The organism is Thioalkalivibrio sp. ALMg3, from assembly GCF_000381225.1.
Lineage (GTDB): Bacteria > Pseudomonadota > Gammaproteobacteria > Ectothiorhodospirales > Ectothiorhodospiraceae > Thioalkalivibrio > Thioalkalivibrio versutus.
This window is the reverse complement of the sequence record NZ_KB906219.1, coordinates 385542-412236: the sequence shown is the minus strand read 5'-3', so window position 1 is coordinate 412236 and position 26695 is coordinate 385542. Positions and strand designations below refer to the sequence as shown.

23 protein-coding genes are annotated in these 26695 nt (G+C 66.9%); 8 read left to right on the top strand and 15 right to left on the bottom strand.

Annotated elements, in window-relative coordinates:
- Window positions 1-151 precede the first annotated feature (151 nt).
- Window positions 152-1717, bottom strand: a complete 1566-nt coding sequence (locus tag F622_RS0101980) for a PAS domain-containing methyl-accepting chemotaxis protein (protein WP_019571217.1) — start codon at window positions 1715-1717, stop codon at window positions 152-154.
- Window positions 1718-1887: 170 nt separating this feature from the next.
- Window positions 1888-3270, bottom strand: a complete 1383-nt coding sequence (locus F622_RS0101975; protein ID WP_019571216.1) for an HDOD domain-containing protein — start codon at window positions 3268-3270, stop codon at window positions 1888-1890.
- Window positions 3271-3383: 113 nt separating this feature from the next.
- Between F622_RS0101975 and motA the strand changes: the two genes are divergently transcribed.
- Genes motA through F622_RS0101960 form a run of 3 tightly spaced genes read left to right on the top strand, consistent with a single transcriptional unit; the run spans window position 3384 to window position 6244 of the window.
- Window positions 3384-4238 (top strand): flagellar motor stator protein MotA, encoded by an 855-nt coding sequence (gene motA, locus F622_RS0101970; protein WP_018144402.1) that lies wholly within the window; start codon window positions 3384-3386, stop codon window positions 4236-4238.
- A gap of 19 nt (window positions 4239-4257) precedes the next feature.
- Window positions 4258-5208: a flagellar motor protein MotB gene (gene motB, locus F622_RS0101965; RefSeq protein ID WP_018168546.1), complete on the top strand. Its 951-nt coding sequence runs from the start codon at window positions 4258-4260 to the stop codon at window positions 5206-5208.
- Between the two features lies 1 nt (window position 5209).
- Window positions 5210-6244, top strand: coding sequence for a GTP-binding protein (locus tag F622_RS0101960; protein ID WP_019571215.1), 1035 nt, complete (start codon window positions 5210-5212; stop codon window positions 6242-6244).
- A gap of 126 nt (window positions 6245-6370) precedes the next feature.
- On the opposite strand, the gene F622_RS0101955 is transcribed toward F622_RS0101960, so the two are convergent.
- The 5 genes from F622_RS0101955 to F622_RS0101935 form a co-directional block, all read right to left on the bottom strand.
- Window positions 6371-7159 (bottom strand): sulfite exporter TauE/SafE family protein, encoded by a 789-nt coding sequence (locus F622_RS0101955; protein ID WP_018168544.1) that lies wholly within the window; start codon window positions 7157-7159, stop codon window positions 6371-6373.
- Between the two features lie 18 nt (window positions 7160-7177).
- Window positions 7178-8158, bottom strand: coding sequence for a M14 family metallopeptidase (locus F622_RS0101950; protein WP_018144406.1), 981 nt, complete (start codon window positions 8156-8158; stop codon window positions 7178-7180).
- A 97-nt stretch (window positions 8159-8255) separates the two neighbouring features.
- A complete protein-coding gene (locus F622_RS0101945) occupies window positions 8256-12161 on the bottom strand; it encodes an EAL domain-containing protein (RefSeq protein ID WP_018168543.1) in 3906 nt (1301 codons plus the stop codon).
- Between the two features lie 30 nt (window positions 12162-12191).
- Window positions 12192-12626 (bottom strand): response regulator, encoded by a 435-nt coding sequence (locus F622_RS0101940; RefSeq protein WP_018168542.1) that lies wholly within the window; start codon window positions 12624-12626, stop codon window positions 12192-12194.
- Entirely contained in the window at window positions 12623-14710 is a 2088-nt protein-coding gene (locus tag F622_RS0101935; RefSeq protein ID WP_018649810.1) for a PAS domain S-box protein, read from the bottom strand. The genes F622_RS0101940 and F622_RS0101935 overlap by 4 nt, the downstream gene beginning before the upstream one ends.
- A gap of 241 nt (window positions 14711-14951) precedes the next feature.
- Here F622_RS0101935 and hisI point away from each other — a divergent pair, with 241 nt between their 5' ends.
- From hisI to F622_RS0101910, 5 genes are all read left to right on the top strand, one after another.
- On the top strand, window positions 14952-15392 hold the full coding sequence (hisI, locus tag F622_RS0101930) for a phosphoribosyl-AMP cyclohydrolase (protein ID WP_018649809.1): 441 nt from the start codon (window positions 14952-14954) through the stop codon (window positions 15390-15392).
- Window positions 15389-16798, top strand: coding sequence for a cysteine--tRNA ligase (gene cysS, locus F622_RS0101925; protein WP_018649808.1), 1410 nt, complete (start codon window positions 15389-15391; stop codon window positions 16796-16798). Before hisI ends, cysS begins: the two co-directional genes overlap by 4 nt.
- A gap of 5 nt (window positions 16799-16803) precedes the next feature.
- The gene (locus tag F622_RS0101920; protein ID WP_018176013.1) at window positions 16804-17451 is read left to right on the top strand and encodes a DUF1007 family protein; all 648 of its coding nucleotides are present in this window, start codon (window positions 16804-16806) and stop codon (window positions 17449-17451) included.
- A gap of 69 nt (window positions 17452-17520) precedes the next feature.
- Window positions 17521-18567 (top strand): nickel/cobalt transporter, encoded by a 1047-nt coding sequence (locus F622_RS0101915; protein ID WP_019571214.1) that lies wholly within the window; start codon window positions 17521-17523, stop codon window positions 18565-18567.
- A gap of 98 nt (window positions 18568-18665) precedes the next feature.
- Window positions 18666-20468, top strand: coding sequence for a long-chain fatty acid--CoA ligase (locus tag F622_RS0101910; protein WP_018937886.1), 1803 nt, complete (start codon window positions 18666-18668; stop codon window positions 20466-20468).
- A 109-nt stretch (window positions 20469-20577) separates the two neighbouring features.
- Here F622_RS0101910 and F622_RS0101905 read toward each other — a convergent pair whose 3' ends face one another.
- The 8 genes from F622_RS0101905 to F622_RS0101870 form a co-directional block, all read right to left on the bottom strand.
- The gene (locus tag F622_RS0101905) at window positions 20578-21048 is read right to left on the bottom strand and encodes a DsrE/DsrF/DrsH-like family protein (RefSeq protein WP_018144415.1); all 471 of its coding nucleotides are present in this window, start codon (window positions 21046-21048) and stop codon (window positions 20578-20580) included.
- Window positions 21049-21153: 105 nt separating this feature from the next.
- A complete protein-coding gene (locus F622_RS14090; RefSeq protein WP_018144416.1) occupies window positions 21154-21300 on the bottom strand; it encodes a hypothetical protein in 147 nt (48 codons plus the stop codon).
- Window positions 21301-21402: 102 nt separating this feature from the next.
- Window positions 21403-22968, bottom strand: a complete 1566-nt coding sequence (locus tag F622_RS0101895; RefSeq protein ID WP_018937887.1) for a dynamin family protein — start codon at window positions 22966-22968, stop codon at window positions 21403-21405.
- 27 nt (window positions 22969-22995) lie between these two features.
- Window positions 22996-23517 carry a hypothetical protein gene (locus F622_RS0101890; protein WP_018144418.1) on the bottom strand — a complete coding sequence of 174 codons (522 nt, stop codon included), beginning with the start codon at window positions 23515-23517 and terminating at the stop codon, window positions 22996-22998.
- A gap of 44 nt (window positions 23518-23561) precedes the next feature.
- Window positions 23562-24149, bottom strand: a complete 588-nt coding sequence (locus F622_RS0101885) for a DUF302 domain-containing protein (RefSeq protein ID WP_018176017.1) — start codon at window positions 24147-24149, stop codon at window positions 23562-23564.
- Between the two features lie 51 nt (window positions 24150-24200).
- A complete protein-coding gene (locus F622_RS0101880) occupies window positions 24201-24845 on the bottom strand; it encodes an AAA family ATPase (protein WP_018144420.1) in 645 nt (214 codons plus the stop codon).
- A 111-nt stretch (window positions 24846-24956) separates the two neighbouring features.
- Window positions 24957-25388 carry a sulfur globule family protein gene (locus F622_RS0101875; RefSeq protein ID WP_018951035.1) on the bottom strand — a complete coding sequence of 144 codons (432 nt, stop codon included), beginning with the start codon at window positions 25386-25388 and terminating at the stop codon, window positions 24957-24959.
- 596 nt (window positions 25389-25984) lie between these two features.
- Window positions 25985-26695 (bottom strand): sulfur globule family protein, encoded by a 711-nt coding sequence (locus F622_RS0101870; protein ID WP_018176020.1) that lies wholly within the window; start codon window positions 26693-26695, stop codon window positions 25985-25987.

The window sequence follows — 26695 nt, the reverse complement described above, 5'->3', positions numbered from 1 at the left end:
TGCCGACACATGAACTTGCAGGATGCGTTTCGCTGCGCTCAACGCATCCTTCCACTGCGTGCCAACGCGGTTCCGCGCGCCATCGCCACGCAGGCTCGACACCACCGCTCCAACCCCTACCGAGTCGATAACGGCCCAATCGAGGCGCGGCTTATTTCTGTTCGAAGCGGTGGATCAGCGCCTTCAGTTCGGCCGCCTCGGCCTGCATCCGCGCACTGGCATCGCGGGCATGGGCAGAGACGGAGCCGGTCTCGGTGGCCACATCGCGAATGGACGTCACGTTGCGGTTGATCTCCTCGGAGACTGCACTTTGCTCTTCGACCGCGGTGGCGATCTGGGTGTTCATCTCGGTGATCTGGCCAACGGCCTCGCGGATGCTGGTCAGTGAATCGCCCGCCGCCTGGGCCTTCTCCACCCCGTCGGCGGCCCGCTCCTGACTGGCACGCATCGCGGACATGGCCTCGCGCGCCCCGGACTGCAGGCTCTCGATCATATTGCGAATGGTCACCGTGGATTCATCGGTGCGCTGCGACAGGCTGCGCACCTCGTCGGCCACCACGGCGAACCCGCGGCCGTGCTCCCCGGCGCGGGCGGCCTCGATCGCGGCATTCAGCGCCAGCAGGTTGGTCTGCTCGGCGATCTCGCGAATGACACTCAGAATCTTGTCGATCTCCACGGTGCTCGCCTCCAGCTTGCCGAGCTTCTCGGCCGTGGACTCGACCTCCGCTGCCATGCGGTTGATCACGGAAACGGTGTCGTTCACGACATCCTGACCGGCCCCGGTTTCCTTCTCGGCGTTGTTGGCGGCCTCGGCGGCGCGCGCGGAGTTGCTCGCCATCTCCTGAATGGTCGAGGTCATCTCGTTCATCGCCGTGGCGACCTGGTCGATCTCGTTTTGCTGGCGCTCCACACCGGCGGCGGTCTGGTCCACGCTGCTGGCCATCGAGTGGGCACCGTCACTCACCGCCTCGGCCTTGTCCTCGATGCGTCCCAGCACGGTGCGCAGCCTGGCCTCGCCGAAGCGCTGCACCAGCTCCAGCGAGGCGCTGTCATCGCGGCGCCCCGTGTAGATGGCCTCCATGACCGGGTTGTCGAACTGGGCCTGGGCGCGCTTGACCGCCTGGCGCACCCCGGAGGTAAACACCAGCGACGCCACGCCGCCGACAGCGAAGATCAGCACCAGCAGGGCCGCCTGCACCACAGGCGACGACGCCAAGAACACGACGGCGAGCGCCAGCAGGACACCCACGATCCAGGTACCCGCCAGGCGACAGGTCAGGCCGTGATACCAGCGCCGCGCGAAACTCCGGCCCCGATTGATCGCGGCATACACCTTCTCGGCCCGCACGACATGTTCACGCTCCGGGATCGCCCGCACCGACTCGTAGCCGGTCTTGCGCCCGTTCTCGTAGGCGGGGGTAACAAAGGCGTCCACCCAGTAATGATCGCCGCTCTTGCGCCGATTCTTGACGATGCCCATCCAGGCCCCATCGGCCTTCAGGGTCGACCACATGTTCGCGTAGGCCGCCTCCGGCATGTCCGGGTGGCGAACGATGTTATGCGCAGACCCAGACAGTTCCTCCCAGTCGAAGCCGCTGACGTCGATAAAATCGCGATTGGCGTCACCTATGCGGCCCTTCTCGTCGGTAGACGAGATCAGATCCCCATGCCGATCCAGCGAATACTCCGCCTGGGTGACGGGAAGATTCTTGCGCATGCCGTACTTCCTTATTCTTGTGTGCCGAACAGGACGTGTCCGGCAATCAAAATTCGCGCGGGCTGTTCGCTGCGACCCACGCCCTCGAGGATGATCCCCGGCGAATATATTCGGTCTTACGGATGTATCGACCCGGATGCCCCGAACTTGAATCGCAGCCCGGCGGCGGCCTACCGGGGCTCGACGGGCCGCGCTGCCGCGGCCAGCACACGCCGAAAGCCCTCGAAGGCAAACGGGGTCAGCTCCAGGTCACGCGAACGCCGGTCGGCGTAGACCAGGCCCAGCACGCGCTCGCCATCGCACAGGCGCGCAACGAGGCAGTCGACCCCGCCGGTCAGCTTGCGCACCGCCGAGGGCATCTGCTCATGGATGCGCTTGCGGTCCCACCACTGCGGCGTGTCCATATCCAGGACCTGCGCCAACGGTCCGAGCGCCGCACGGTTGATCACAAAGTGACTGAACTCCGGTTCGTGCAGCGTGCCGACCAGGTGCTCGGCGCGCAGCGTCTCGCCATCCCGGGACAGACGGGCAAAAACCACCCGGTTCAGGCCCACTCCGAACTGCATCACCCGCAGCATCCGCCGCACGCGCAGCTCGCGGTTTTCCTCTTTCTCGAGCGCGCCAATTCCCTCTGCCAGCAGGTCGGCCCGCGGCATCAGGGCCAGGCGCGGCCGATGGGGCTCGCGCAGCCAGACCCGCCCGGGTATCTGCGGATCCAGCGGTTCACGATGGTAGACCGCGACGTCCGCGTTGAAACGCTCGATCACCGCACTGATCCGGTCCGCGGCCTCCTTGTCGGTCAAACCCATCAACCCGGCCAGCAGCGCGAGGTCGCGGTCACCGCGCGCGGTATCCATGCCGCGAAAGACCTGCCAGGCCACGGCACTCGCAACCATCACCTCAAAGGCCCGGTGATGTGCCGCATTTACGGCCCGCAGCGTCCCCTGCACCAGTTCCGGCAGCTCCATTTGTTCCGCCATCGCACGCGAGAGATCGTCCGTTGCGTACCCCAGTGCGGTGTAACTGGCCTCGTCCGGAAGCGCATTCAGCTCGAGGATCTCCATCAACCGGGCCAGGCGCGGCTCGCCCTCCACCAGCAGGGCGAGCAGGCCGAGCTGATTCAGCAGGGCGGCCAGGGCCAGTTCGCCCGGCTCGGTATCGTGGCGCTCGCCTGCGATTTCGGTCGCAATCATTGCCGCCAGCCGCGATTGCGCCGCCATCTCGCGATAAGCCTGCGGCTGGGTAACGACATCCTCGACGCGCGGCGCCGCACCCGCCTCCTGATGGACGTTCTGCAACCCCAGCATGGCGATGGCGTCCCCCACCGCGTGCACTTCCTGGCGCAGGCCGCGGCGCGAACGGTTTGCACGCAGGACCAGACGCAGGCTCAGACCGGGGTCGCGTTCGGCGTAACGCGCCAGTTCGCGCAGCGAGCGCTCAACCAGGGCGTCGGGGTCGGCAAACACCGCATCGCTCGCCTCGAGGATCGGCCATTCCACGGCCGTCAGGCGGGCGGCTTCGTCCATGTAGGGCGCGTCCTTGTCCAGGGACATGCTGTACCTCGCGCAGGGGAGTCGTTATGGTTATGCCCGTCACTATAGCAACTGCGGCACTGTGAACTGGCCCGCAGAACCCCTACTCGAGCCCACATCCCGGAACCCCATCAGTGAAGTACATTCTCGGCTTTATCATCGTGCTCGGCGGCGTGTTCGGCGGCTTCATGCTGCACGGTGGCAATATCATGGTCATCTGGCAGCCGTACGAATACATGATCATCGGCGGCGCGGCCCTGGGCGCCTTCCTGATCGCCAACCCGTTGCGGGTTGTGATCACCGTCATGAAGTCCCTCCCCCAACTCCTGAAGGGGGGTGCCAAGTACTCGCGCGACGACTATCTCGACCTGCTCGCGCTGATGTACAAGCTGTTCACCAAGGCCCGCAAGGAAGGCCTGATGGGCATCGAAGGCGACGTCGAGGAGCCCGAGGAGAGTGCCCTGTTCCAGGCGCATCCCCGGGTACTCAAGGACCATCACGCGGTCGAGTTCATCACCGACTACATGCGCCTGATCATCTCCGGCTCGATGAACCCGCACGAGCTGGACGCCCTGATGGACGTGGACCTGGAGACCCACCACGAGGAATCCGAGCGCCCCAGCCATGCGGTCAACCGCGTGGCGGATGCCCTGCCCGGCTTCGGTATCGTGGCCGCTGTTCTGGGGATCGTGAACACCATGGGCGCAATCGGCGGTTCGATCGAGGAAATCGGGATGAGCGTGGCAGCGGCCCTGGTCGGCTCCTTCCTCGGCATCCTCCTGGCCTATGGCTTTGTCGGTCCAACCGCGGCCGCCCTGGAGTCGCGGTCCCAAGAAGAAGCCAAGTTCCTCCAGTGCATCAAGGCCTGCATCCTCGCCAACGTTCAGGGGTACAGCCCGCAGGTGGCAGTGGAATTCGGGCGCAAGACCATGGAAAGCGAGATGCGTCCCGGCTTCGCCGAACTCGAGGAGCACGTGAAGGCGGCCTGAGGCCGTCCGGACCGAATCCATGGGCGTCGAAGACAAGACCCAGCCGATCATCGTCAAGAAGAAGGTGGTCAAGGCGGCCCACCACGGGGGCTCGTGGAAGGTCGCCTTCGCCGACTTCGCCACCGCGATGATGGCCTTCTTCCTGCTCCTGTGGCTGCTCGCGGCGATGGAGGTAGAAGAACGCGCCGGGCTGTCGGAATACTTCAAGAATCCGTCGGCCTTCGACGGCGAGGCGGCCCTGCCCGGGCAGGCCCCGGGCGACGGCACCGGCGTGGACCCGTCGATCATCGACTTCGAGGGCCTGCCCGAGATCCTCGATGACCCCGAGCGCATGGACGCCCCCGTGGGCATCGACGAGCAGACCTTCGACGACCTGGCCGAGGCGCGCGACCGTGAGGCCCTCGAGACACTGCAAAGGGCCCTGGAGGAAGCGGTCGAACAAAGCCAGGCGCTGGAGCCCTTCAAGGACCAGTTGCTCCTGGACATCACGCCCGAGGGCCTGCGCATCCAGATCATCGATCGCGAGAACCGCCCGATGTTCGACAGCGCCAGCGCGCGGCCCCTCGAGCACGCCGACGCGATCCTGCGTGAACTGGCCAGCCTGATCAACAAGGTCCCCAACCGCGTCTCGATCACCGGACACACCGACGCGCGCCCGCTGCTGCGCCCGGACTACACCAACTGGGAACTCTCGGCCGACCGTGCCAACGCGGCCCGCCGCGCGCTGATCGCCGGCGGCACCCAATCCGACCAGATTGCCCAGGTGGTGGGTCTGGCGGCCAGCGTGCCCTTCAACCGCGAAAATCCGGAAGCGGCCATCAATCGCCGCATCTCCATCATCGTCATGTCCCAGCAGGCCGACGATGCCATGCGCCAGAGCCTGGAGAGCGAGGGCGTGCGCCCCGACACCCTGGGGCCGGCAGACAACGGCACCGCCCCACCGCCCGCGCAACTGGACGACCCCAGCTAAAATGGCCCAACATCGCGACATCCCGCTGAACCTGATCACCGGCTTTCTTGGCGTCGGCAAGACCACCGCCATCCGTCACCTGCTCGCACAGCGCCCGGAAGGCGAGCACTGGGCTGTGCTGGTCAACGAGTTCGGCGAGATCGGCGTGGATGGCGGGCTGCTGGCGGATACCGGCGTGGCCCTAGAAGAGGTTCCCGGCGGGTGCCTGTGCTGCGTCTCGGCGCAGATGTTTACCGTCGGCCTGAACCGGCTGATCCGCAGCCAGAAACCCGACCGCATCCTGATCGAACCGACCGGTCTCGGGCACCCGGCGCAGATCATCCGCACCCTGACCGAACCGCCCTACGCCGGCGTCCTCGATCTGCGCGCCACCGTGACCCTGATGGATGCACGCCACCTGGCCTCGCCCCGCCATCGCGAGCACCCGACCTGGCAGGACCAGATCGCCCTGGCCGACGTGCTCCTGGCCAACAAGGCCGATCTCTACAGCGAGGATGACCGCGAGACGCTGCATGCCTACGTCGCCGCGATGCCCTCGCCGCGCCCCCTGGTGGTCGAGACGACTCAGGCCCGCATCGAGCGCGAATGGCTGGACCGGCCCCGGCTGGAGCGCGGCGGTGCCCTGTTCCCCGAGGCCCGCGCCTTCCTCGACGCCGCGACCGAATCCACGGACCATGACCATGACCATGACCATGACCACGCTGCTCCGGCGGCAGATGAATGGGTCACCATTGACACCCGTGGCGATGGCTACATCGGTCGCAGCTGGCTGATGCCCGAGGGGCAGGTCGTCGACCACGCAACGCTCGCAGGCCTGGTCGACGGCTTTACCGGCGACCGCTTGAAAGGACTGGTGGCAACCGACCAAGGCTGGCACCGCATCAACCGCGTGGACGGCCACGGTGGGCTGGAGCCAATGGCCGCCCCCAACACGCCGCTGCGCCCCCGCATCGAGGCCATCCTGCCGGAATCCGATACCGCCGCCCTGGACGCCCTCGCCCGGACACTCGACGCCGCACGCACCCCGAACCCCTGACCGGGCCCTCAACGCCAATGGCAGACGCTTCGCAGGCTACGTTGAGCCCCGCGAAACGCATCAGGACGCACGGGTACACGGAAAGACGTCACGCCGACCGATGCGTTTCGCTGCGCTCGACGCAGCCTACACGTCAGGCGATGCGAGCCAGGCCGGATCGAGGAAAAACAAGAGGGTAATCACCGCCCCGATCAGGGTGACGGCATGCCGATAGCCGGCCTCCGGCACGCGGCGCACCAGGGCGATACCGAGCCGCGCGCCCAGGATCGCACCGGCCCCGACAGCCAGCAGCCCGGTCGCGACCACCTGCCCGCCCGCGATGTAGACCCCCACCGCCATCAGGGTCAGCACCGAGGAGAGCAGGTTCTTCACCGCATTCGCCCGCGCGAGATCCGTGATCCCCTGGCCACGCAGGATGGCCAGCAGCAGGATGCCGACGCCACCGTTGAAATAGCCGCCGTAAGCGCAGCCCAGCCCAGCCCCCAATACCCGTAGCGGCCCCGAATGCGTCCGCGCGGCCTGATGCTGTAGCCAAGGGCCGAGGGCAAACAGCACCGTGGCCAGCAGCAACAGCCAGGGGATCAGCGCGCGGAACCGGGCATCCCCGGTCAGCAGCAGCACGGAGGCCCCCAGGGCCCCGCCCAGCACCCCCGCCAGCAGCAGGCCCCAGGCCAACCCCCGGCCCAGCTCCTGCCCCGCCCCGCGTAACTGCCGCCGATCCGCCAGCACGCTGGCCAGATAACCGGGCAGCAGGGCCGCGGTCCCCGTGGCATTCGCGGCCACCGGCGGCACGCCAACGCTCATCAGGGCCGGCAGGGTCAGGAAACTGCCGCCACCGGCCACCGCATTCAGCAGGCCGGCGAAGAACCCGGCGGCGAGGAGCAGCAACGCAACGCCGGAGGGCGCAAAGTCCATGCCGCGCGGTATCCCGGCTCAGACGACCTTGCGGTCACTGAACTCGGCGCGATAGAACCACTCGTTGCCCGGCAAGGAATTGGGGTTGGGAAACACGATGAAGCCCGGCTCCGGGGCACGCACCTCGGTGCCGTCGGCACGCGTACCGATCAGCTCGCCGGCCGCCAGCGGATCGAAGCTCTTCCACTCCCGCGCAAAGCGGTCATCCGGGTGGTCGCGGTCGATCACCTCGACCAGACGCAGCACCTCCGGACTGGCCTGGCCCGCGGTGGCCGGGGCCTCCAGCATGTCCAGATGTGCGAGGGTGTTGCGGATCGCGTTGTACGCCACCTCCGGCGCCTGCGGGTCGTCATGCTGGCCGCATTCCAGGGTCACGCCGTAGCCGCCCTGCGAGCGCATGTACTCGGTGGTGCCGATGCCGTAGCTCGGGTCGGTACTGAGCATCTGCGCGCGCTGGCTGGCGTTCGGGTTCTTCATCCGGCGCGCGACCCCGCGGGCGTAGGTATCCAGCCAGCCCTCGACCATGCGCTGCGGCCCCAGGCAGGCCGCCAGCGCCTGTTCCTCGGCCGCGTGCGTGAAGCCTTCCAGCTCGCCGTCATTATCGCGCGGGCCGAGCATGATGAACGGCTGCCCACCGGTGTGGAACGAGTGCAGATCCAGCAGCACATCATGCGCCGCCAGCAGCGGGCACAGCACGTTGGCGATGCGGTCCTCGAAGTCCTGTGGGTCGTCGGTCACGCGCAGATTGCGGTTCAGGTTGCGCTCGCCCATGCGGCTTTCCAGCTGATAGGCCAGCGGGTTGGTGCGCGGCACCAGCGTCAGTTGTCCGCGCAGCAAACGCCGCTGCCCCGACTCCAGCTCCGCGTGCAGGCGTTCGGTGGCCTGGGTGCCACAGGTCTCGTTGCCGTGCACCGCCCCCAGCACGATCAGACGCGGCCCCGGCTCCAGGCCGTGAAAGGTGATCGAACGCAAGGCAGTGGGACGGGACGGATCGGACATCGGGGCAGCTCCGGGCAAGAGACGGGCCTAAAGGCTACCGGAGCGGCCCAGGGGATGCCATGCGGGCATGCCTGACGACACTGACCAGCGGGCCCCCTCAGGGTGTCGGCAGGCCGGCATGCTTCGTCATCCAGGCATCCAGCGCCTCGATCTCCAGCGGCCGACTGTAGAGATACCCCTGACCCAGGGCACAGCCGCGCTCCTGCAGGAAGGCCGCCTGCTCCGCCGTCTCCACGCCTTCGGCGATCACCTGCATGTTCAGGTTGCGGCCCATCGCGATGATGGTGGCGGCGATCTCGCGGTCGGCGCTCTCGCTGGCAACACCATCCACGAAACTGCGGTCGATCTTCAGGACATCCAGCGGATAGGTCCTCAAGGCCGCCAGCGAGGAATACCCGGTCCCGAAGTCGTCGATGGCCAGCTTCACCCCCAGCGCCTTCAGCGCCACCAACCGTGCAATCGCCTGATCGCCCTGCTGCATGATCGCGGTCTCGGTGATCTCCAGCTCCAGCTGGGCGGCCGGGAAGCCGGTCAGCGCCAGGATCTCCGCCACGCGATTGACGAAGTCGCTGCGCTGCAGCTGCACCGGGGACAGATTGACCGCCAGACCGAAATCTCCGGCGCCGCGGTCCAGCAATCGGCGCCCGGCGTCGCAGGCCTCGCGCAATACCCACTCGCCCAGCGCAACGATCAACCCGGTGTCCTCGGCGATCGGGATAAAGCGATCCGGCGGGATCATCTCCCCCTGTGCCGGCTGCCAGCGCAGCAGCGCCTCCATGCCGAAGGGTTGCCCGTCCTCCAGCCGCACCTGTGGCTGGAAATGCAGCCGCAACTCGCCGTTGTCGTCCTGCAGGGCCTGGCGCAGTCGGTTCTCCAGCTCCAGGCGCTCGTCGGCCGCGCGTGTCAGGGCCTGGGTATAGACACTCCAGGTCTGGCGCCCGGATGCCTTGGCCTGGTACATCGCCGCATCCGCGTGCTGGATCAGCGCGGTCACGGTGTCGCCATGATCGGGGTAGAGACTGATACCGATGCTGCCATTCAGATAGACCGAACGCCCGTCCTCCAGCGTAAAGGGGCGCTCGAAGCTTGCCAGCAAACTGCGGGCGCAGCGCGCGATCTCGTCGTCGCTGTCCGGGTTCTCCGCCACAATCAGGAATTCATCGCCGCCCAGCCGACCCAGCACATGGGTTGGCCCCAGCACCCCGCGCAGACGCCGCGCGACCTCCACCAGCACCTGATCGCCCGCCGGGTGCCCCATGGAATCGTTCACGTTCTTGAACCGGTCCAGATCGAGATTCAGCACCGCAATCCGGTGCCCATGCATGCGGGCACGCTCCAGCGCCTGCCCCAGCATCACCTGCAGCTGGCTGCGATTGGGCAGGTCGGTCAGGGCGTCGTTCTGAGCCAGGTACTGCAACTCTTCCTCCGAGCGGCGCAACTCGGACATATCGGTCAGCACCCCGGAGTAGTGCAGGGCCTGACCCTGTTCGTCGTAAACGGTGTTCAGGCTCAGCCACTGCGGGGCCACCTCACCATTGTGCCGGCGGTTCCAGATCTCGCCCTGCCAGTGACCCTCGCGCTGCAGGCTGTCCCACATGTGCTTGAAGAACTCTCCGTCATGGCGCCCGGACTGCAGAAAGCTCGGGTTGCGCCCCAGGGCCTCGCCCTCGGAAAAACCGGTGATGTCGACGAAGGCCGGATTCACCGCGACGATCCGCGGGGTCAGGTCGGTGATGATGATGCCGTCACGGGTACTCTCGAATACCGCCGCCATGCGCCGCAGGCCCAGCAAGGCCTGGCGCCGTTCCAGCGCCGCCCCCAGACTGGAGGCGACGATGCGCGCCAGGCTCTGGTCCGCATCGGTCCAGCGCTGCGCGCGCCGCACCCGGTCGAGCGCGAGGAACCCGCGGTACTCGCCCTCCACGTACAGGGGTACCAGCAGCACAGCCTGGCTTTGCGAGGCCTCCAGGATCGCGCGTTCCTCATCCGGCAGCTCGCGGGTCAGCACATCGATCGCACCGCCGCCCTGCAGGATCTCGTGCCAGCGCGGCAGGACCGATTCCAGGCTCAGGTTGCGCAGCGGCGGCGGGCGGATCATCTCCTCGGCATCCGAACGCACCCAGTAGTAGCGGTGGATATCCAGGGCCTCGCGCACCGCGTGGTCCAGTTCGGCCACCAGCACATAGGCCCGGTCGGCGCCAGCCTCCTGCCCCAGTTCGGCCAGCAGCCGGTGGATCACGCTGGCGGGGTTGTCCTCGCGCAACAGTTCCACGGTCAGCTCGGCGGCAGTGCGCAGCGCGCGCTCGCGCTCGCCGAGTGCCTGCGAGACGCGCAGCTTCTGCGCCGCCAGCCCCGCGATCTGGGTGAACTCGTCGATCAGCACCCGTTCGCCAGGGTAGGGTCCGCGTGACGCGCCGAGATAAATACCCAGGGTGCCCAGCACGCCACCGTCGGCATCCCGGAAGGGGAACGACCAGCAAGCGCCAAAGCCCGCCCCACGCACGAGATCGCAGAACCCGGCCCAGTTCGGGTGCGTCCCGCAGTCCTCGATGATCATCGGCTCGCCACTCCAGGCGGCCTCGCCGCAGGAGGCCACCCCCTGGGCAGCGCGGATCCGGCGGGTCGCACTGCGCAGCGGGTCCGGCAGCCGCGGAGCCGCCACGCCGTAGAGTTCCTGACTGTCGGCATCCAGCAGCATGATGCAGCCGTGCAGGTCAGGCGCCAGCGATTCCAGGCCCTTGACCACATCCTCCAGCAGGCGTGGATCGCGCTCCCCCGTGGCCAGGCGTGCCAGTACGTTCCCGCGTACCTCCTGAACGCGCTGGTCCAGCACCCGCCGGGTCACGTCCACCAGACTCCCGGACAGGCCCGTGGCCCGGCCCGCGGCATCCAGATTGACCTGGCCGCGCAGCTCCAGCCAGCACAGCGAGCCGTCGGCCGCGCGCAGACGAATCTCGGCCTCCAGCCGGCCGTCGTCGGCCTCCACGGCGCGCGTCAGCAGTCGCGCGGCCAAACCGCGATCCTCCAGCGGCATGAACGACAACATCTCCTCGCCAATCGACAATTCCACCGAATGGCCGGTGATGGCCGTCCAGGCCGGATTGAGGAAACGCCAGCAACCGGCGGCATCGGTCTCGAAGACGATATCGCCGGCGCGTTCGATCACCTCGCGGTAGCGCCGTTCGGAGGCCGCCAGCGCCGCACGTTCCCGGCGCAGCCGCACGCGGGCATACACCTGGTCCAGCAGCATCGGCAGGGTCTTCAGATAGCCCTCGTGCTTGACCGTGTAATCCTCCACGCCCATACGCAGGGCACGCGCGGCGAGGTCCTCGGTGCCTTGCCCGGTCACCAGGATGGTCGGCAGGTCCAGTCCGCGGTCCTCGCGCACCAGGCGCGCCAGCTCGAGGCCGTCGATCCCGGGCAACCGGTAGTCCACCAACAACAAGTCAAAGCCCAGCTCCCCGGCGGCACTTTCCGGTAGCGCCGCCAGGGCCTCCTCGGCGGTGTGCATCGTCGCCAGCTGCACATGTGGGGCCGTGCGCGCCAGTTCGCGACAGGTCAGGCCGACATCGAATTCGCTGTGCTCGACATACAGTACCCGCAGCGGCTCACGCGCCTCGATCACCCGCAGCTCGCGCCGGGCGCAAGCATCCACCACCCGCCCCGGAAGGCGCTCCAGGTAGCCATCGGCCTTGGTCAGATAGTCATCGGCACCCGCGCGAAACGCCGCCACCACGGTTTCCTGTTCGCCGTGCCCGGTGAGCACCAGCACGGCCTCGCCGCGTCCCGCGGCGTGCAGCTCGCTGATCAAGTCGAGACCGCTGCCATCCGGCAGGCGCAGATCCACCACCACACAGTCGAAGCCATCCGCCCCGGTCAGCGCCGCGCGCGCCTCGGCCAGAGACCCCGCCGGGGACACGTCGGCGCCCGGCACCTGACGTTCCAGGACGCGGCGCTGCAGATCGGCATCTGCCGAGTTATCTTCTACGAGCAGGATTCGCATGGGGTCTCGGGTTGCAAGGGGGCCGCGGCTTCAGACCGGCGGGTGGTTAAGCAGGCACCAGTAGAGCTCGACCTGCTCGGCGACCTGCACGAACTGGGCGAAATCCACTGGTTTGACGATGTAGGAGTTGGCGCCGCAGTCATAGGCAGTGGCGATGTCACGGTCCTCATTGGAGGAGGTCAGCATCACCACCGGAATGCGCCGGAAGCGTTCGTGCGCACGGATACGCCGAAGCACCTCCAGTCCGTCCACCTTGGGCAGCTTGATATCCAGCAGGATCACCGCCGGCGGCGCGAGTTCGCCGCGCTCCCAGCGATCGAGAAACTCCAGCGCCTCCACCCCATCGCGCGCGGTCTCCAGCGGGTTGGAGAGGTTTCTCCGCTTGAAGGCGCGCTGCATCAGATCGATATCCACCGGGTTGTCCTCCACCACCAGGATGGAGGGCTGACGTCCGGCGTGGCTCATCGCGGGAACTCCACGTGGAAGGCGGCCCCCTCGCCCGGCGTGCCCTCGGCGCGGATCTCGCCGCGCAGCCGGTGGACTGCACGGCGCACCAGGGCCAGGCCGACGCCGGTCCCCGGATAAGCCTCGGCTCGGTTCAGGCGCTGGAAGATATCGAAGATACGATCCCGAAACGCCATGTCAAAACCGATCCCGTTATCCCGCACCGTGATCCCGAGTGTAGCGCTGCGGGATTCGGCCTGCACCGTTACCTGCGGGGCCTCGCGCTCGGCACTGAACTTGAACGCGTTCTCCAGCAGGTTGCGCAGGATCAGGGCGACGCCATCCGGGTCGCTTACAAAGCAGAGATCAGGGTCGATCTCGATACTCACCTCGGCGCGCTCACGGAGTCCCGGATCCACCGACTCCAGCACCTCCTCCACCAGCGCGCGCACGCGGACGGTGCGCTCCTCCAGCGGCCGACGCTCCATGCGCGAGTAGGCCAGAAGATCCGAAATCAGTTCGTTCATCTGCGCCACGCCATTGCGGATATTGCTGAGGAAGACGCGACCCTCACCCTCCAGCTGCTCGCCGTAGTCCGCCTCCAGCAACTGGCTGTAGCCCTCGATTCCGCGCAGGGGTGCCTTCAGGTCGTGGGAGACGGCATAGGAAAACGATTCCAGTTCCTGGTTGAGCGCCTGCAGGGCCGCCGTGCGTTCCGCCACCCGCTGTTCGAGCGTGGCGTTCAGATTGCGCAGTTCCAGTTCGTTGCGCTTGAGCTCGGTCACCTCCAGCACCGTGCCCTGTACGTAATGCAGGCCGTCGGCGCGCTCGATCGGCGCCTCCATGGTGAGACTGAACCAGGCCTCCTCGCGCGCCTCGGGCCGGGCCTTCAGGAGCAACCGCTGGGGCCCGGGCCGGCCGCCGGCGATCAGGGTCTCCATCGCCGCGGAGAAGCTCGCCCCGTCCGCGGACTCGAGGTCGAAGAAATTGCGGGCAAACGACTCCAGCGTCGGCTTGCCGTAGTGGGCATCACAGCCCAGCAGCGCATACAACCGATCGGACCACCACAGCTCGCGGCTCTCCAGCAGGTACTCCCAGCTGCCCAGGCCGGCGTGGCGCTCGGCCTGGCTCAAGCGATCCACCTGGCGTGCCAGGGCGGCCTCCGCCTGCTTGCGCGCCTCGATATTGCGCAGCGTCACCAGCAGCAGCTTCTCTCCGGCGATCTCGGTGACCTGCAGGTTGGCCTCCACCCAGAACCCGTGGCCGTCACGGTGCCGGGCGCGCCACTCGAACACCAACTGTTCGCCACGCCGGGCGCGCTCCATCAGGGCCTTCTGGCGCTGAACGTCGAATCCGGTCTCGTCCGCGCTAAGGTCGTCCACGTTGCAGGCCAGCAGCTCGGCACGGCTGTAGCCGTACATCTTCTCGGCCGCAGCGTTAATCCCGATCAGGGCCTCGGTATCCAGGTCTTGCAGCAGGATCGCCTCCTGCACGTTGTCGAAGATCGCGCGGAAGCGGGTCTCGGAATCACGCAGGTCCTGCTCGGCGCGCCGGCGTTCGGTCACGTCCACCAGCAGACCATTGATACGGATGACCTGCCCGGACTCGTCACGGGTCAGCCAGGTCCGGTCTTCCAGCCAGACCCAGCCGCCCGGTCCGTCCCGCAGACGATACAACTGGGTGTAACGGTCCGGGCCGCGCTCGATGTGCGCGGCGACCTCGGCCACGATGCGGTCGATATCGTCGGGATGAATCAGGTCGGCATAGTGCACCTCGCCGCGCAGCAGGGCATCGCGGGCAATGCCCCAGCGCTCGATATTCGGGGAGACAAAGGTGACCGGCCAGCCGGGGGTGGTAGCCCACTCAATGGCAACCACTGGGGAACGTTCAACAATCCCGGTGAGCCGGCGCGCCTCGCGCGAGGCGCGGTCACGATCCTTCAGGGGGAAATACACCAGCAGGAACAGGAGGATGGCTGTGACCACCACGTAGCCCCAGCCCTTGAGGGTCTGCAACTGCCCCAGCAGCTCCAGATCGTCGACCATCAGCAGCAGGGCCCGGTCGGACAGGGCGATCCAGAGCAGCCCGACGATCAGATACAGCACGGCGACGAGTAACGCGGTGCGCCCCGCGCTGGGTCTCCAGCTTCCCTTGTTGCCTCCCGCCATGCCATTCCTCCGACCGCCACGGAGACGCGGCCGGCATTCCCTGCCCGCCAGCTGTCCTGTCTCGAGCATCGACCACCCGTGGCCCAAGCGCAACCCAGGGCAGGCGGGGCCAGTTCGCGGGCTTCGGAGCGCGGTTCGAAAATGGTATTCTTCGCCGCTCCCGCAAGCGGACGCAGCGATGTTCAAGCAACTCGAAGGCGAGTCCCGTGGCGAGCGCCACCCGACCCCAGCGGTCCTGGATCGCCTGAAGCTCAATGCCGGCGGTTTGATCCCCGCCATTGCCCAGCAGCACGACACCGGCGAGGTCCTGATGCTGGCGTGGATGAACCGCGAGGCCCTGGACGAGACCCTGGCGACCGGACGCGTCTGCTACTACTCGCGCTCGCGCCAGGCGTTGTGGCGCAAGGGCGAGCAGTCCGGGCAGGTGCAGCAGCTGCATTCGCTGCACCTGGACTGCGACGGCGACACCCTGCTGCTGAAGGTCGACCAGACCGGCCCGGCCTGCCATACCGGGCGGCGCAGCTGCTTCTACCTGCAGGTCGGACAGGACACCGTCGTGGTGACCAGCGATCCCGAGATCGCCCCCGAGACGCTGTACGGCAAGGACACCGGGCAATGAGCGCGGCCCGGACCCTCACCCTGCACAACACCCTGGGCGGGCGCGACGAGCCGTTCGTGCCCCAGGACCCGGAGCGGGTGACGCTCTACGTCTGCGGCCCCACCGTGTACAACCGCGTGCACATCGGCAATGGCCGGCCGGTGGTCGTGTTCGACGTGCTGTTCCGCGTGTTGCGCGAGCTCTACGGCCCGGATCACGTGGTCTACGCCCGCAACATCACCGACGTCGACGACAAGATCAACAAGGCCGCCGCCGACAACGGCGAGCCCATCGCCGCGCTGACCGAACGCTTCACCCGGGCCTTCCACGAGGACATCGCCGAACTCGGCACGCTCAAGCCGACCCTCGAGCCGCGCGCGACCGAACACATCCAGCCGATGATCGAGCTGATCGAACGCCTGATCGAACGCGGCCATGCCTACGTGGCCGACGACCACGTGCTGTTCGACGTGACCTCCTACCCGGACTACGGCGCCCTGTCCGGGCGCTCGCTGGCGGACATGCAGGCCGGCGCCCGGGTCGAGGTCGCCGACTACAAGCGCCACCCCGGCGACTTCGTGCTGTGGAAGCCGGCCGCGGCGGGCGAGCCCGGCTGGGAGAGCCCCTGGGGCACGGGCCGCCCCGGCTGGCACCTGGAATGCACGGCAATGATCCGCAGCCACCTGGGCCCGATGATCGACATCCACGGCGGCGGCCACGACCTGGTCTTCCCGCACCACGAAAACGAGATCGCCCAGGGCTGCGCGGCCGAGGGCTGCCACGAACACGGCACCCACTACGCCCGTTACTGGGTGCACAACGGACACCTGACCATCGACGGCGAGAAGATGTCCAAGTCACTGGGCAATTTTCAGCTGCTGCACGACCTGCTGCAGCACTACCCCGGCGAGGTCCTGCGCCTGGCGCTGCTGTCGCGCCACTACCGCGCCCCGCTGAACTTCTCGGAAGAGACCCTGACCCAGTCGCGCAACAGCCTGAATGGCCTGTACCGCGTACTGCGCGATGTGGCCGACATCGAGGCCGACGACATTGCTGCCTCCAACACGGCAGTGTTCACGGCGCTGCTGGATGACCTGAACACCCCCGCCGCGATCACCGCGCTGCACCGCATGACCGACGCCCTGGCAACAGCATCCGACGATGCCGAACGGGCCCGCCGCAAGGGTGAACTGCTGGCGGGCGCCGCCCTGCTGGGTCTGCTGCAACAGGACCCAGCCACGTGGTTTCAGGGCGACGCCGGGGACGATGACCTGGCCGCCTGGGTGGAGGAGCGCATCGCCGCACGCAAGGCCGCGCGCCAGGGCCGCGACTTCGCCAAGGCGGATGCCATCCGCGACGAACTCGTCGCGCGCGGCATCGAGCTGGAAGACACGCCGGATGGCACGCGCTGGCAGCGCGCCACCTGAAGCCGATGCATCTGCGCCCCTGGCTCATGCGATTGACGCTGGTTCTGGGTCTGCTCCTGCCGGCCGGCGCGCTCGCCCACCCGCATGCGTGGATCGACCTGCGCATGGGGCTGGTCTTCGACGATGCCGGCAACCTGGCGAGCATGGAGCAATCCTGGCGCATCGACCCGACCTACAGCCACATGCTGCTGGAAGACCTGACCCGGGACCTCGACGGTGCCACCGGCATCGATGCGGCGCTGGAACACGCCGCCGAACGCATGCTCGGAAACCTGGCTGCCTATGACTACTTCACCGAACTGAACCTGGGCGACGAGCGCCTGGACGTGCCGCAGGCCCGCAACGCGCGCCTGACCCTGGAGGACCGGCGCCTGCACCTGCGTTTCGAGCTGCCGCTGGACGAACACGACATCACCGCCGGTGACGCCTTCACCTACCGCGTCTTCGATCCGGAATACTGGATCGAGATCCGGCACGATCCGGACGACATCGTCTTCGTGGAGAATCGACCCGGTTGCGAGGTCGCCGTCACCGAGCCCCGACCGGACCCGCAGCTGATCCGCTACGCCGCCACCCTGGAACGTTCGGACCGCAGCCCGGTCAACGACCTGGGCCGTCACTTCGCGGAAACCGCCACGCTGGAATGCGACTGAGCCCGGTGCTGCCGCGCGATCGGACGCCACGCACACCACACCGCAGACTGAGTGTTATACAGTAACGCCATGCGCACCGACCAAGACCTGTTCCGAGGCCCTTCCCTCAACCTGCTACTTCTGTTGCTGGCCCTGCTGTTTGGCGGCTCCGGACTCGTGCAGGCCGAGACCGGCCACCCGCTGGGCGCCCCCACCGGGGCGCCCAGCGGCAATCAGGCGCCAACCCCACTGGTTGAGCCCCCGAGCCACCTGGAACGCCTGACCGGCTGGATGCTGCAGACCCAGCGGCAGTTGCACCGCAGCCTGACCGAGGGCCTGCACGCCCTGCGCGACGGTCCGACCACACAAACCGCCGGGGCGCTCATCCTGGTCAGCCTGCTCTACGGGATCTTCCACGCCGCCGGCCCCGGCCACGGCAAGGCGGTGATCAGCGCCTACCTGCTGACCCAGCCGCAGAACCTGCGGCGCGGCATCTTGCTATCCACCGCCTCCGCGCTGGCGCAGGGCGTCACCGCCATCGCCCTGGTCGGTGTGTTGATCGGCCTGTTCGGTTGGCTGGCCCGCGACACCCTGGGTCAGGTACGCACCCTGGAAATCGCCAGCTTCGCCCTTGTCGCGCTGCTCGGGCTGTGGCTGATGGTTCGTGCCCTGCGCCATGCCTGGCGGCTGCATCGCGCCCACCGCGCTCAAGCCCACGATCACGATCATGCGCACGAACACGACGCGCACTGCGGCTGCGGCACCCCGCACCACGTGGATCCCAACCAGCGTGGTACCTGGTGGGGCACAGTGCTGGCCGTCGGCATTCGCCCCTGTTCCGGCGCGGTGCTGATCATGGCGGTCTCCACCGCCCTGGGCCTGGCCTGGGCTGGCGTGGCCGCCGTGCTGGCGATGTCACTGGGCACGGCGGCGACGGTCTCGGTGCTGGCGACCCTCGCCGTCTCCGCGCGTGACTGGACCCGTCGCTGGCTGGGCCCGACGCGCATGGGCCGGCTCACCTACATTGGGCCGTCCCTGGGCCTCGCCGGGGGCGGCGTGATCGCCCTGATCGGTCTCAGCCTGGTCCTCGGCGCCATCGCCTACCAGCCCGTTGCCCACCCGCTGGGGATTCGCTAGGTTTGATCCCTCGACAGGTTGTCCACGGGGCCCCGCTTGCCCCGGATGGACGCCTCCTCTAACGTCCGGGTCATCGGACCCTAGCGCGCGAGGCCCTCATGTCGTCGACCACCATCACCCCGGAACAGGCCCCCACCCTGCCGGCGCTGTTCCGCACCCGGGTCTCCATGAGTCGGGATGCCCCGGCCTATCGCCACTTCAGCGCCGACGACCAGACCTGGAAGCAGACCACCTGGGGCGAAATGGCCGCGATGGTGGATCGCTGGCAGGCTGCGCTGGCGCGCGAAGGTTTCAAGCCCGGGGAACGCGTTGCGCTGATGCTCGGCAACTCGCGCGAGTGGGTCGCCCTCGACCAGGCCGCCAGCGAACTGGGGCTGATTACCGTGCCGCTGTACACCGACGACCGCCCCGACAACGTCGCCTACATCATTGGCCAGACTCAGGCCCGCCTGCTCTTGCTGGGCGAGAGCATGCACAACCGCCGCCTGTCCGAACACTTCGAAAACATGCCCTCGCTCAAGCGCATCGTCTGCCTGGGCCACACCGAAGGCGAGCCCGATGACTCGCGGGTGATGGACCTCGACCGCTGGCTGGAGCGCGGCGACCCCGACCACGTGCATCGCCCGGACCTGGACCCCCTGGGCCTGGCGACCATCGTGTTCACCTCCGGCACCACGGGGCGACCCAAAGGCGTGATGCTGTCGCATCGCAATATTCTCGACAACGCCCAGGCCTCTTCCACCGCCGGACCGCTGTCGGATACCGACCGCTTCCTCTCCTTCCTGCCCTTGTCCCACATGCTGGAACGCACCGGCGGCTATTACATGCCCATGCTGATCGGCGCCGAGGTCGCCTTCGCGCGCTCTATCCAGGGTCTGGGCGAGGATCTGATGTCCGTGCAGCCCACTGTGCTGATCTCGGTCCCGCGCATCTACGAACGTGTGCATGGCCGCATCCAGGCCGGCCTGAAGGAGAAATCCGCGATCGGCCGTGGCCTGTTCAAGGCCACGGTGGCCATTGGCTGGCGCCGCTTCGAATACCGGCAGGGCCGTGCATCCTGGTCCCCGGGCTTGTTGCTGTGGCCCCTGCTGGAGCGAATCGTGGCACAAAAGGTGCTGAATCGCCTGGGCGGCAAGCTGCGCTTCGCCGTATGCGGCGGCGCGCCGCTGCCGCCACCGATTGCCCGCTTCTTCATCGGCCTCGGCCTCCCGGTACTGCATGGCTACGGCATGACCGAATCCAGCCCGGTGGTCAGCGTCAACACCCCGGACGACAACCTGCCCGCCTCCATCGGCAAGCCCCTTCCGGGGGTCGAAGTAAAGATCGGCGAAATGGACGAGCTGCTTACCCGTTCCAGCAGCGTCATGCTTGGCTACTGGAAGAACGAAGAGGCCACCGCCTCCACGATCGACCAGGATCACTGGCTGCACAGCGGGGATCAGGCACGAATCGACGACGATGGCCGCATCTTCATCACCGGACGCCTGAAGGACATCCTCGTACTGACCAATGGCGAGAAGGTCCCACCGGCGGACATGGAGATGGCCATCGCCCTGGATGCCCTGTTCGATCAGGTCATGGTGGTCGGCGACGGCCACTCCTTCCTGAGCGCCCTGGTGGTCCCCGAACCCGAGGCCTGGGCGACCTTCGCCGAGGACCACGACCTCGACCCCAGTGCCGCCGGACGCCTGTCGCGTGCTACCGAGCGCGCCCTGCTCCAGCGCATGCAGTACCAGCTACGCGACTTTCCCGGCTACGCCAGGATCCGCCACGTCCACGTGGTGCACGAACCCTGGTCAGTGGACAACGGCATGCTGACCCCGACCATGAAGCTCAAGCGCCCGGTCATTACCAAGCACTACGCCAAAGCCATCGAGGCCATGTACGCCGGCCACGACTGATCTTTTTCTGTCGGTCGCCACGAAGCGCACGAAGGCACCCCAAAAACGAAAAAGGCCCCGCAGCGCAATGCCGCGGGGCCTTGAGGGGCGCGCCAGGCGCGCTGCCGGCTCAGATGAACAGGCAGATATCGGACTCGCCGGCGAACTCGAAGAACGCGGCGGCCCCGGCGTATTCCACGCCGTCGATGAATTCGCTGGTGTCCATGTCGAACAGGTCCACCGTCATCTGGCAGGCAATCATGCGTACCTCGGCCTCCAGGCACAGCTCGCGCAGGTCGCCCAGATCAGAGACGCCCTTCGCCGCCATCTTTTTCTTCATCATCACGGTCATCATCTTCTGCATGCCCGGCAGGGCCTGCAGAAGCACCGGCATCGGCATCGGCATCGGCATGCCCGGATTGCCCAGCGAGGTCACCTGCAGATCCAGTTTCTTGCGCAGCAGCTGCAGGCCGTAGAAGGTAAAGAACACCTCGCAGTCGTAGCCCAGAGCGGCCGCCGTGGAGGCGAGGATGAAGGGCGGATACCCCCAGTCCAGGCTACCCTTCGTGGCAATGATGGCCATCTTCTTTTGATCACTCATTTCTACTTTCTCCTCCAGTGGTAACAGGAATCGGATCCGCCACAGCCCCCTGCGCACGATCCGTCCCCAGTTGGTTAAAGCCCGTGGGTGTCGGGGCGGGAGAGCCTACTGCTCCGACGCCTGACGCCCCCTGCGCCAGTCTCGGATCAGTGCACACCCGGCACAAACCCCCAGCGCTGCCATGCTGGCCCATACCGAGATGGGCACCAGGATCATGGCCAGCGCGAACATAAGCCACGCCAGTATGGTCATCGTTCTCCTCCTGCACAACATTAGCGGCCGGTAATCGCACCCGCTGGTCGTGCTGCTTGCTGCGAGCCGGCGCAGGAGGAGGCATCATGCCTGCCCCTACCCCTAGCGCCTCTCCGGCGCCTCCGGCTCGGCGTAATCGCGGGGCGCATCCGTGCCCGGCGTCGGGTCAGGGACCGGGGCTTCCGGCTCCTTCGGGTTGTAGACATCGCTGGCCGAGGCCCGCCCGCCCTGGCGCGAGACCGGGCTGGCATCCACAAACTGGTTGTTCAGGCGCTGGATGTAGGCCTCGGCGCGGTCGCGCAGCTGATGCAGGCGGCCGATCATCCGCCGTCCCAGACCCAGCGGTGCTCGTCCCATCATCGGGCGCCAGGGACGCGTGTTCTTCTCGAAGGCCGCGCGCCAGTTACCGGCGGGGGTCTCGGTCGGCAGCGTCCGCGCGATGCGGCGCGCCAGCCAGCGGCGATTGAAGAAGTGAATCCCGCCGAGCACGATCGCCAGCACCACGATGCCAAAGACCGTCAGCAACGGGCGCTCGCCCATGGACTGCCAGACGCTGCCATCGGTCCACGGGGCCACACCACCAGTCCACTGGTAGCCAATCAGGCCCAGGATCACCGCGACCACCGCGAACATCCCGGCGTCGAACTGCATGACACGGCGGCGCCAGCGTGCGAGCGCACGTTGCAGCGCCGGCATGACGTCCATCTCGATGGATTCGGCGATCGCCTGCAGCGAGCCAAGGATCCGGTAGGAACGCGAGGAACTGATCTCCTGGATCTTGGCGTGGATCTCCTGACGGTCGCGCCGGGATTTTTCCTCGTAGCGCTCGCGCACCTGAGGATCGCCGATCTCGACCGCCGCACTCTCGTTGTACAGGCAATAGAAGCGCCCGGTGGCATTGCCCTGACGCACCACGGCGCGCTGCCAGGCGGAAACAACCTCTTCCAGGTTGTCCTCGCGCCAGGTGGTGTCGATCTGGTTAAGGATAAACACCAGTTTGGTGAAATCATTGCGTTCGGCGACGCGATTGACCAGGTGCTCCAGGGTGTCGCGCATCGCGCCCGGTTCCGGGTGGCGGGCATCGAAGAACACCAGTACCAGGTCGGACAGATCGATGATGTGGTCGGTCAGCTGCAGGATTGTCGCGCGCTGCTCGTCGGCATCGAACCCGGGAGAGTCGATGATGATGCGCCCGCGCAGATGCTCCGCGCGCGCGGTCTTCATCGCGAGGAAATGATCCACCGTACGCCCGCCACCGTCGGTGATGCGCTCGATCTCGTCGGATACGCGATAGAACGGGAAACGCGGATCGCCGTCCAGCGCGAGCCCCGGCAGCTCCTGCACGTGCTCGCTTCCGCCGTAGCTGATCACGGTGAACTTGTCGTCTACCGCCTGCGAACCGCTGCGCTGCACGGTGGTGCCCACGTATTCGTTGATGAAGGTGGACTTGCCGGCCGAGAACGTCCCCAGCATGGCGATCATCGGCCACCAGGAGATGGTGAAGGCGTAGGAGTCTTCGGTGGGATCCAGCAGACCGGCCGCATAGCCGACCCGGTCCAGATCACGGAAGGGGTCGACCACCCCCTTCAGGACCGGATTCTCTTCGGCAAGGCGGTCGCTGAGCAGCTTGAGCTGCTTGCGTACCCGAGGGCCAGGACGATTGAACATGCGGACTCCGTCAGTCGAAACGCATGATCAGCGCGGGTAATACGGCCCCGGCGAACCCCGGACCGGACCGCTCTGATCGGTGAATGGGTTGAACATGTTCATCATACCCATGGGCGCCCCCACATTGCGATTCAGACTCCACATGTCCTGTTGCATGCCCGTGATCGCGCCCGCCATCACGCTGGTATCGCGCGTCATCGAGCCGATATTGGCATCCATCGAGCGCGTATTGCCCGCGATCACCGCCACTTCCTCGTTCATTACCCGCATGGTGTTGTTGATGTCCGTCATCTGGTGGTCCATCGAGGCCATGTGCCCGGCGATGGTGGACATGTCGCGATCGACCACCTGGGTCATCTGGGCGATCTCCTGGGTCAGCTGGCTGACATCCCGCGTCAGGCTGGTGATCAGCCAGAACCCGTAGATGGCCAGGACCACGAAGGCCAGCAAGGCGGCGTACACAATCAGCTCCACACGCCGGGAGCGGGCATCCGCCTTGTCCGCCTCGTCGCGGACCCTGTTGAAATCACTGTTGCTCTCGTCGCTCATTGAACGCCCTTGGTCGATGCATGGAAACGGGTTCGATACCCCCGTCAGAAGGCGCCGACGGCGGCGCGGTCAATGATTTCCTCCAGTGATTCCTTCACAAAAATGGCCTGCTCGCGCAGATCCTCGGGCAGCGGCCGCCCTCCGTGGATCATCGGCTCCAGATCCAGCGTCATCAGCCACAGATTGCCCTCGGCATCTTCCTGCAGCACGATCCGGCACGGCAGATACGCAGCCATCGCCGGGCTGTGGCGAACCATCTGCGCGGCAATCGCCACATCACAGAACATATAGATCTTCAGGAACGGAAAGTCCTCCCCGGTAACGCTGCGTACCTCCTCCCCCATCGGCAATTCGCCGACGTTGCGGAGATTCAGCTCGTTGGCCACCAGCCGCAGAATATCCTCGACCTCGTCGACCGCCAGGCCCGCGTCCACCTTGCGCTTGTAGACCATGGCCTCCGCGGCGTCGCCGGTCTCCAGCACCGTGCGGGCCATCTGCGAATAGACCTTGGGCGCTTGAGAATCCAGCGAGCGGACCTGACCGAGGTAGGGCTCGAAAGCAAAAATGGCATACCCCACCCCAATCAGTGCCAGCAATCCGATCACGACCAACGCATTGCGTATGAAGCGCATGAAGCTCTCCTGCTCGGTGCCCGCCGTCCGGTGATCACCGGACGCGACACATTATTGTTTCTTGCGGCGGTTGCGCCCGAACAGGGCTACAGCCAGGGCATCCAGCTCGGCGGCGGCCTTGCCGCGGGGCTCCAGTTCGCGCACCGAGAGCCCTTCGCTGAAGGAACGGCGAAAGGCCATGCGCTGCTTCAGCCGCGGCTTCAGCAAGCGGACCCCCTCGATCTGCTGCAGCGCCTCGTGCGTCTCGTCGGTCTCGCGCACGGCCTGGTGCGTATCGGCACGATTGATGAATGCCAGGATCTCGGGACGATCACGCGACCCCCGTTGCTCCTGAATGCGCTGAACGAAGCGATAAGTCGACCAGACGTCCGCCTGGCTGGGCGGCACCGGGATCAGCACACGGTCGGCACCCTCCACCGCTGTCATCAGGGAGGCCATGTCCGACGCACCGACATCGATCAGCACCTCGTCGTAATCGCCCGCGCGGGAGCGGACCGCATCGAGATCACTGACCCCGTCCAGCGCGGGTTCGTAGCCTTCCTCGTGGCGCACCTCCAGCACATCGCTGAGGGTTCGCTGCGGATCCAGATCCACGGTCAGGGCGCGACGACGCCCCTCCAGCAACCACAGGGCCAGGTTAAAGGCCACGGTACTCTTGCCGGTACCACCTTTCAGATTGGCGACGACGGTCTGCATGGCGTCTCCTTCGAGCATTGCGGATTGGCGGCTACGCGCAACCCACCAATCCGCACGGCTCCGAAAAAAAGGGGCCTGCCCGACACCGGGCAGGCCCGAACAGCGACGGGCTTAGTTGCCCTGGCCCTGCTGCTGCGGCATCTGACCCTGCGGGCCATAGCCCCGCGGGCCGTAGCCCGGACCGTAGCCGTAGCCCGGGCCGTAGCCATAACCCGGATGGCCATAACCCTGACCATAACCCCGGCCGTAGCCATCCCCATAGCCATGACCGTAGCCGTGGCCGCGGCCACGACCGCTGGCGGAGAAGTCAAAGTTACCGTCACCCATCATGTCACCCATCATGTCGCCCATGCCGTAATTACGACCGGAGCCGTAACCGGGGCCACCGAAGAACGGCATGCTCGGGCCATAGCCGTAGCCCGGGCCATAGGCGCCGGGGCCATACCCGTAGCCGGGGCCGCCCCACTGGGCGGAGGCCATCATCGGGGCGGCCAGGCCACCCAGGGAAACGGCGAGAACTGCTGCTTTGACCAACTTGTTCATGGTGCTACCTCCTGAAGGAGTCATGCCCTCAATTTGAATGCGTGTACGCGGGGAGGGCTTCCCGAATGCACGCCTTACTGGTCAGGGGAACGGGAAACCGCCCATCCCCCAGGGGAAGACCGAAGACGGCCCGCCCATGCCCGGGTAACCGGACTGCCCCGGATACCCGTATGGATAGCCCCCCGGCATCCCGCCAGGGGGGTGGAACGACGGAGCACCCGGTGTGCCGTACGGGTGTTGCGGCCCGTAGCCGCGGTACGCCGGAGCGTGCTGCGGCGGGCCTGGCGCATCCCGCGATTCGCCCCGCCGTGACGGGTCGTAATCGCGGTCCGGAAAACGCCCGCGCGGGCGTTCCGGGGCCGACCGCTGCACCTCCGGCGTACCGGAGGCCCAGGGGTTGTGGCGATCACTCGCCGCCAGGTCGGCGGCCGGCAACAGAAACCCCGTGGCCAGCAATACCCCGAGTATCGGGGCGTTTCTGACCCGCCTGCGTTTCGGTTGACCGGACTGCCTGCCCTGCATGGCGAACTGCCTCCGTCTGGCTTCCACTCCGACGGGCACCAGCGCCCGTCGGCATGCGATCCCCGATCCGAAGATCAGTACTCGCCTTCTTCCTGCATGGATTCACGACGCTCCTGCATCATCTCCATGCGGCGCTCACGCTGGCGCTCCATCTCTTCCTCGTACGCCGCACGTCCGGCTTCCATCGCCTTTTGACGCGCTTCGCGCATGGCTTCCATCTCTTCCATGCGCTCCTGGCGCTCGGCGTGCTGGGCCTGGATGCGCTCACGCATCTCTTCTGGCATGTCTTCCGGCAGGTTGTCCGGATCGAACTGCTGCATCTGGCCGTAGCCCTGACGCTGCTGCATGCCATAGCCCGGCTGCATCATGCCCGGATGGCCGAAGCCGCCCTGCTGCGGACCGGGGCCGTAACCGGGGCCATACCCCGGGCCGTATCCCGGACCATAGCCCTGATGGCCGCGACCATAGCCCTGGCCGTACCCATCACCGTGACCGCGCCCGTAGCCATGACCCTGACTGCGCCCGGACATGCCGAAGCTGAAGTCACCGGAGCCTTCACGCTGCTGCATCATCCCGCCACCGGGGTGTGCGCCCATGCCGGAGCCGTACGGGGCATGCCCGTAGGGGCCGGGCACCGGGCCCTGCTGGCCCATCGCCGGACCCTGGCCGTAGCCCTGACCCTGGCCCTGTTCCTGGGCCTGGGCGACGCCCAGGGCCAGCACGGATGCCACGGCGGCACTGGCCAGCGTGGTACCAATCATTCGGGAATTGAAACGCTTCTTCAT